This window comes from Pseudomonas sp. Colony2, assembly GCF_019382755.1.
Lineage (GTDB): Bacteria > Pseudomonadota > Gammaproteobacteria > Pseudomonadales > Pseudomonadaceae > Aquipseudomonas.
In genome coordinates this window covers 3,239,931-3,248,342 of record NZ_CP080030.1, presented here as the reverse complement: position 1 = coordinate 3,248,342, position 8,412 = coordinate 3,239,931, and the positions used below count along the sequence as shown (strand labels likewise).

General features: G+C 61.6%; 3 protein-coding genes. All 3 read right to left on the bottom strand.

Features of this window, described 5'->3' with window-relative positions; translation table 11 throughout:
* Nucleotides 1-300: 300 nt before the first annotated feature.
* Entirely contained in the window at nt 301-2,535 is a 2,235-nt protein-coding gene (gene glgB / locus JV201_RS13085) for a 1,4-alpha-glucan branching protein GlgB (RefSeq protein WP_102605563.1), read from the bottom strand.
* Nucleotides 2,532-5,879, bottom strand: a complete 3,348-nt coding sequence (gene treS, locus JV201_RS13080) for a maltose alpha-D-glucosyltransferase (protein ID WP_219407039.1) — start codon at nt 5,877-5,879, stop codon at nt 2,532-2,534. The genes glgB and treS overlap by 4 nt, the downstream gene beginning before the upstream one ends.
* A 173-nt stretch (nt 5,880-6,052) precedes the next feature.
* Nucleotides 6,053-8,050, bottom strand: a complete 1,998-nt coding sequence (locus JV201_RS13075) for an alpha-1,4-glucan--maltose-1-phosphate maltosyltransferase (RefSeq protein ID WP_102605565.1) — start codon at nt 8,048-8,050, stop codon at nt 6,053-6,055.
* Nucleotides 8,051-8,412: the final 362 nt, after the last annotated feature.

Genomic DNA, 8,412 nt, shown 5'->3' with positions numbered 1-8,412 from the left:
ACGGATATCAATACCGACCAGCAATCCACCACGATGGACCTCAGCGCCGGGGCGACGCTGCAGGTTTCGAACACGGTGAAGGTGTATGGCGAGGTGGGGTACAGCCGCAACCTGGACAGCAATCAGCTCAATGGGCGGGAAGGCACGGTTGGCGTGAAAATTGATTTCTAAGCCACAACACATTCCCAATGTGGGAGCGGGCTTGCTCGCGAATGCGCTGTGTCAGCCAAAAAATCTGGCACTGGTAATCCGTATTCGCGAGCAAGCCCGCTCCCACATGGGGTCTTCATCGTCTGGAAGTCAGGCGTCCGGTCGCAGTATCAGCACACCCAGCGGCGGCAGGTTCAACGACAGCGACAACGGCTGCCCATGCTTGGGCTCCTCCTCCGTAAACGCCCCGCCACCGTTGCCGAAGTTGGAACCGGCATAGGTGTCGGCATCGCTGTTGATCACCTCGCTCCAGCGCCCGGCAAACGGCACGCCGACCTTGTAGGCCTCACGCGGTACCGGTGTGAAGTTGGCCACCACCAGCACCGGCCTGCCGTCCTTGCTCCAGCGCAACCAGGCGTAGACGCTGTTGATCGCGTCATCCCCAATCAACCACTGGAAGCCCTGTGGCGCGTCGTCCTGGTCATGCAGCGCCGGCTCTTCGCGGTACAGACGGTTCAGGTCGCCCACCAGTTTCTGCACGCCCCGGTGTTCGGGGTATTGCAGCAGGTACCAGTCCAGTTGCTGATCGTGGTTCCACTCGCGCCATTGGCCGAACTCGCAGCCCATGAACAGCAGCTTCTTGCCCGGGTGCATCCACATGAAGCTCAGGTACGCCCGCAGGTTGGCAAATTTCTGCCAGCGGTCGCCGGGCATCTTGTCGATCAACGAGTGTTTGCCGTGCACCACTTCATCGTGGGAAATCGGCAGGATAAACCGCTCGGACCAGGCATACACCAGGCCGAAACTCAGCTCGTTGTGGTGATGGGCACGGTACACCGGGTCCTGCTGGATGTAGTGCAGCGAATCGTGCATCCAGCCCATGTTCCACTTGTAGTTGAACCCCAGGCCGCCCTGTTGGGTCGGCTGGCTTACGCCCGGCCATGCGGTGGACTCCTCGGCGATCACCAGCGCGCCGGGAGCCTCAAGGGCAACGACATCGTTGAGGTGGCGCAGGAAGTCGATGGCCTCAAGGTTTTCCCGCCCGCCGTGGCGGTTGGGTACCCATTCACCGGCCTTGCGCGAATAGTCGCGGTACAGCATCGAGGCCACCGCATCCACTCGCAGGCCATCGATATGGAAATGCTTGAGCCAGTGCAACGCCGACGCCAGCATGAAGCCGTGGACTTCGGTGCGGCCGAGGTTGTAGATCAGGGTGTCCCAATCCTGGTGGAAGCCTTCCAGCGGGTTGGCGTATTCGTACAGCGCGGTGCCGTCGAATTGCGCCAGGCCGTGGGTGTCGGTGGGGAAATGCGCCGGCACCCAATCCAGGATCACGCCGATGTCGGCCTGATGGCAGGCGTTGACGAAAAACGCGAAATCCTCCGGCGAGCCGAAACGTGCCGTCGGGGCAAATTGCGACAGCGCCTGATAACCCCACGAGCCGCCGAACGGGTGCTCCATGATCGGCATCAGTTCGATATGGGTGAAGCCCAACTGCTGTACATAAGGGATCAACCGCTCGGTCAGCTCGCGCCAACTGTACTGGCGGGACACCTCGCCGACTTCATCCAGCTCGCACTGCCAGGAACCGGCATGCAACTCGTAGATCGACAAGGGTGCGCTGGGCTTTTGTCGCTCGCTGCGCGATTGCATCCAGTCGTGGTCCTGCCAGTCGACCTGCAGCGGCGAAGCGACCTTGGACGCAGTATCCGGCGGCAGTTGCGTGGCCAGGGCCATGGGGTCGGCCTTGAGCGGCAGAATGCCGTGGGCACCGAGGATTTCATACTTGTAGGCCGCGCCGGGTTGCAGGCGCGGGATGAAAATCTCCCACACCCCGGACGGATGGCGCAGGCGCATCGGATGACGGCGCCCGTCCCAGATATTGAAGTCGCCCACCACCGAGACACGACGGGCATTCGGTGCCCATACCGCAAAACGCACGCCCTGGACGCCGTCGACGCTGGTCACTTGTGCCCCGAGGCAACTGCTCAGGTCGCGGTGATTGCCTTCGGCAAACAGGTACAGGTCCATCTCCCCCAGCAACAGTTGCTGGAAGCTGTAAGGGTCTTCGGTGATCTGTTCGCCACCGGCCCACTGGATCTTCAGCAAGTACGCCTGACGGCTGCCGAAATGCCCGACAAACAAGCCCGGCACCTGGGTCGCATCGAGGCTGCCGATGTGCTCGCCGCTGTCGCGGGCCAGGACCTGGACACTCAGTGCTTCCGGCAGGAAGGCGCGAATGAACTGGCCGCCCTGCTCGTCGTCATGGGGACCCAGGATCGAGAATGGATCATGGTGCTCGGCCCGCACCAGGGCTTCGATATCAGCAGGCTTGGGCATCACACTCAACTTTTCCTGCAGCGGTTCTTTGCTTGTAAAACTCATGACGTCTCCCCACCGCGTGCAGTTTTCGATATTGGTTTCAACCCGCTGAGCAGCCCGTGCAAACCTTGCAACGGCACCGGCAACCAGCTCGGGCGATTCTCTGCTTCGTAGGCCACTTCGTACGCGGCCTTCTCCAGGCTGAACAACGCCAGCGCTGCGTCCTGGCCTTTGGCATCCTGCCAGTCATGGGCCAGTGTAGTCGTGGCAGCGTGATAGGCCTGGATAAATGCCTGCCTGGCCTCATGCAAGTAGCGATCCGCCACACGTTGTCGGGACGCATTGGCCTCGGGCGACTGGTCGACGCCCTGCACATTCACCGCCATGGCCGCCGCGTAATCAAACGAGCGCAGCACCCCGCTCACATCCTTGTACGGGCTGTGTTTGCCACGACGTTCAGGCAGCGGCCGCGCCGGTTCGCCCTCGAAGTCGATGAGGTAGGCATCGCCCTTGACCACCAGTACCTGGCCCAGGTGCAGGTCGCCGTGCACGCGAATGCGCAACCCGCCCACCGTGGCTTTCGCCAGGTCCTGAACGTGACTGGCGATGGCCTTTTTCTGCTCCAGTAAAGCACTGACCAACGCCTGATCGGCAGGGTTCAACTTGGTTTGATGCTGTTTGAGCAACTGCAAGGCGTGGTCGATTTGTGCGCCCACGTGCCTGGCCCAGCCCTGGCTGTCCTTAAGGGTTGTAACCTCGGGCTTGAACGCCTTGTTAGTGGTGGGCGCCGCCAGCACCAGGTGCATCTCGCCCAGGCGCTGGCCGAGCAAGCCGGCGAAATCCGCCAGCTCGCCAAGGGCGTTGTAGTGCTGTTCCTGCTCGGACATGGCTTCGGCCAGTTCGTCGCGAATCGCTCGCTCCAGGTTATTCTGGGTCCAGCCCCACGCGTCGCCTTGGTTGCTCAGGTAACCCTGGGCGATCATCAGCAGGTTGTCCTGGCCATCGGCGTCGTGGCGGATCACCGAGCCCAGCAGCGGCGAGATATGCTCGTAGCCAGCCTCGGTCAGGTAGGCGCCCATTTCCAGCTCGGGGTGAACCCCGGCGCTGACTTTTCGGATCAGCTTGAGCACCAGGCTGCCGCCCACCACCACGGAACTGTTGGACTGCTCCGCCGCGAGGTAGCGCACTTCCGACTCGTGGTTCAATTCCAGTTTGGCCAACTGCGCCGTGGGCTCGAAGCGAATCTCGCCATCGGTGGAGTCGAGGACGGTTTTGGCCTGCAGGCCTTGGATCACGCCGCGGATATAAGTGTCGAGGCTGAAGGCATCGGTCACCAAACCTACCTGACGCACTCGCCGTACACGCGCAAGCGCGAGTTGTTGCGGCAAGGCGCTGGTGAACTGGTCTTCGCCAAGGAAGCCGAACGGCAGCTGATAGCGGCTGACCTGGCCGGCGCTGGTGACTTCGATTTCACTGAGCAGCACCGGATGCTGCGGGTCGCCGAAGCGCACGCCATAAGCGATGTGCACGCCGTCGATCGCCGTATCCTTGCTGGCAAACCAGCGGCGCTTGGGCAGCCACGCCGGCAACGCATTCTGTTCCAGGGTGGTGCGGCACGGTGCTTCGAGCAATTCTTCCATGCGTTTCTTCAGCACCAGGGTGGTGAAGTCCGGGATGCTTTGTGCCGGTTCCACGTGCCAGCTTGGCATCTGGTTTTCCGCCGCCAGCACGAACCAGTAGAAGCCATACGGCGCCAGGGTCAGCAGGAAATTCAGCTGGCCAATGGGCGGGAAGGCATTGCCACCGAGCATCTCCACCGGAACCATGCCGGCAAACGCCGAGAGGTCCAGTTCTGCGGCCTGGGCACTGCGGGACACGTTGGCCACGCACAGGATGATTTCATTCTTGCCATCGGCGCCTGCGTATTCGCGGGTATACGCCAGGATGCGGCGGTTGCTGGGCGAGAGCATTTTCAGGCTGCCGCGACCGAACGCCTTGGACTGTTTACGCACCGCGAGCATGCGCCGCGTCCAGTTCAGCAACGAGTGCGGGTCCTGGGTCTGGGTTTCGACGTTGACCGACTGGTAGCCGTATTGCGGGTCCATGATCGGCGGCAATACCAGGCTGGCCGGGTCGGCGCGGGAGAAGCCGCCGTTGCGGTCGATGGACCATTGCATCGGCGTACGCACGCCGTCGCGGTCACCGAGGTAGATGTTGTCGCCCATGCCGATCTCATCGCCGTAGTACAGGGTCGGCGTGCCCGGCATCGACAGCAGCAGGCTGTTGAGCAGCTCGATGCGCCGGCGGTCGCGTTCCATCAGCGGCGCCAGGCGGCGGCGAATCCCCAGGTTGATACGTGCACGGCGGTCGGCAGCGTAATAGTTCCAGAGGTAGTCGCGCTCTTTGTCGGTGACCATTTCCAGGGTCAGTTCATCGTGGTTGCGCAGGAAGATTGCCCATTGGCAATTGGCCGGGATCTCCGGGGTCTGGCGCAGGATGTCGGTGATCGGGAAACGGTCTTCCTGGGCCAGCGCCATGTACATGCGCGGCATCAGCGGGAAGTGGAACGCCATGTGGCACTCGTCGCCGTCGTCGCCCTTTTTGTCCCCGAAGTACAGCTGGGTGTCTTCCGGCCATTGGTTGGCTTCGGCCAGGAGCATGCGGTCGGGGTAGTTGGCGTCGATCTCGGCGCGGATCTGCTTGAGCACGTCGTGGGTTTCGGGGAGGTTTTCGTTGTTGGTGCCGTCGCGCTCGATCAGGTACGGAATGGCGTCCAGGCGCAGGCCGTCGATGCCCATGTCGAGCCAGTAGCGCATCACCGACAGGACGGCTTTCATGACCTGCGGGTTGTCGAAGTTGAGGTCCGGCTGGTGGGAGTAAAAGCGGTGCCAGAAGTATTGGCCGGCGACCGGGTCCCAGGTCCAGTTGGACTTTTCGGTGTCGAGGAAAATGATCCGGGTGCCGTCGTATTTCTGGTCGTCATCGGACCAAACGTAGAAATCCCGCGCCGCCGAGCCGGGCTTGGCCTTGCGGGCGCGCTGGAACCAGGGGTGCTGGTCGGAGGTGTGGTTGATCACCAGCTCGGTGATCACCCGCAGCCCGCGTTTATGGGCTTCGGCGATAAAGCGCTTGGCGTCGGCCATGGTCCCGTAGTCGCTGTGCACGCCGCGGTATTCGGCGATGTCGTAGCCATCGTCACGGCGTGGCGAGGGGTAGAACGGTAGTAGCCAGATGGTGTTCACACCAAGGTCGGCGATGTAGTCGAGCTTGGCGATCAGCCCGGGAAAATCACCGATGCCGTCGTTGTTGGAGTCGAAATAGGATTTGACGTGAACCTGATAAATCACCGCGTCCTTGTACCAGAGCGGATCTTTGATAAAGGTGGCAGCCTTGGGTTTCTTCGCCATTGGAAACTCCTGGGAATTCGAAAAATTCTGCCTGAAGGAACTCGGTCAATGTGGGAGCGGGCTTGCTCGCGAAAGCGGTATATCAGTGGACCGATTCGGAGACTGACACTCCGCTTTCGCGAGCAAGCCCGCTCCCACCTTTGATCTCCAGTGGTTTGGAGATCGGTGTCGATTCAGGAAACGGTAATGCGCCAGATGCCAAACGGCTGATGCCACGGTTCGATGCGCATCCACTGGGTCTTGCCGTACCACGTCCAGCGGTGGCCGGTCATCAGGTCTTCGCCCTGGGTCTGGGCATCGTCCGGCAAGCCCAGCTCCCACAGCGGCAACTCGAAATTGGCCTCCTGGGCGTTGAACGGGTCGAGACTCACGGCCACCAGGATAAAGTTGCTGCCATCCTCGCTGCGTTTGCCGAAGTACAGGATGTTGTCGTTCCACGCGTTGTAGAGTTTGAGCCCCAGGTGCGTCTGCAAGGCCGGGTTCTGCCGGCGGATGCGGTTGAGCTGGGCGATCTCGGCAATGATGTTGCCCGGCGCCGTGAAGTCTCGCGGGCGGATCTCGTACTTCTCCGAGTCCAGGTACTCTTCCTTGCCCGGCACCGGTGCCGCTTCGCACAGTTCAAAACCCGAGTACATGCCCCACAGGCCTGAGCCCATGGTGGCCAACGCGGCGCGGATCAAGAAGCCGGCGCGGCCGGATTCATGCAGGAAGCCGGGGTTGATGTCCGGGGTGTTGACGAAGAAGTTCGGCCGGAAGCACTCGCGCCACGGCGACTCGTTCAGTTCGCTCAGGTACTCGCTCAACTCTGCCTTGGTGTTGCGCCAGGTGAAGTAGGTGTAGCTCTGGGAGTAACCAACCTTGCCCAGGCGCGCCATCATCGCCGGGGTGGTGAAGGCTTCGGCGAGGAAGATCACTTCGGGGTATTTAGAACGCACATCGCTGATCAGCCATTGCCAGAACGGCAGCGGCTTGGTGTGGGGGTTGTCGACGCGAAAGGTCTTCACGCCCTCTTCCACCCAACCGACCACGATGTCGCGCAACTCGACCCACAGGCTGGGAATCGCGTCGGCCGCATAGAAGTCGACGTTGACGATGTCCTGGTATTTCTTCGGCGGGTTCTCGGCGTATTTGATCGTGCCGTCGGGCCGCCAGTTGAACCAGCCCGGATGCTGTTTGAGCCACGGGTGGTCCTGGGAGCACTGGATGGCAAAATCCAGGGCGATTTCCAGGCCATGGTCGGCGGCGGCCTTGACCAGGTTGCGGAAATCTTCACGGGTGCCCAACTGCGAATGGATCGCCTCGTGGCCGCCCTCTTCGCTGCCGATGGCATACGGGCTGCCCGGGTCATCCGGCCCGGCGGTCAGGGAATTGTTCTTGCCCTTGCGGTGGCTGCGACCGATCGGATGGATCGGCGGGAAGTACAGCACGTCAAAGCCCATGTCGTGGATCATCGACAGCCGTGAGTGCACATCGTTGAATGTGCCATGGCGCGCGGGATCGTCGGTGATCGAGCGGGGAAACAACTCGTACCAGCTGGCAAATTGCGCAGCCTCGCGCTCTACATCAATCGGGTACACCGGGCTGATGCTCAAATAGGCGCGGTGATCGGCCTGGGTCATCAGGTGTGCACTGTCTTCGTGCAGGAACAACGCAACCTGCTCGGTTTCCAGCAAACCGGAGAGTTCGTGGTGCAGCAACATCAGCCGGTCACGCAACTCATTGTCACTGCGCTCGGCGGCTTGCAGGACCTGGCTGCGGCCTTCCTGCAACTCCAGGCTGACCGGCACCCCGGCCTCGTGTTTCTTGCTCAGTTCGTAGCGAAAGCTGGCAAACGTGTCGATCCAGGCTTCGATGCAATACTCATGCGGGCCCTGGGCGGTCACGGTGAATGCGCCCTCCCAGCCGTTGTTGCCGACATCGGTCATCACCACGCTGTGCCAGCTTTCTTCACTGCGCGGGCGCCAGCGGATCATCACCGCAAGCTTGTCGTGGCCATCAGCGAACACCTTGCTGGCAACCTGCACGCGCTGGCCAACCACAGCCTTGACCGCGAACTCGCCGCCATCGATCACCGGGGTCGTGCTTTCAATCGCGATCCTTGGCAGCAACAGTGCCTGGGACAGCGGTAATGTGGAGGTTGAATCGTCTTGAGTCAGTGTTTCAGCAGTCATCGAGCATCTCCCCTTAACGCCCAGTGGACGCTCTTGTGCTTGATTCAAATTCTGAAACGACGCCACTCTCCCTGAGCAGGGCCGTCTAGGTTCCGAGCATGCCGACGAGTGAAAAGTTCAGGCGGATATCCCGCCATCGGGCGGGGAATCAAATCCACCACGCGATTGTCCACCGATAGAGCAAAGCACAAAGGAGGCCATACCGATGAATATCCCTATTCCGGCTGAAACGCCTGATCCCAATATAGATAAGCCCACATTACCGCCGACCGAACCCGATCCGGTTTCCGAGCAGGAACCGCCAGGGACACAGCCACCACCGGTGGAGGAACCACCGACGACGATGCCGCCGGTCATCGTCT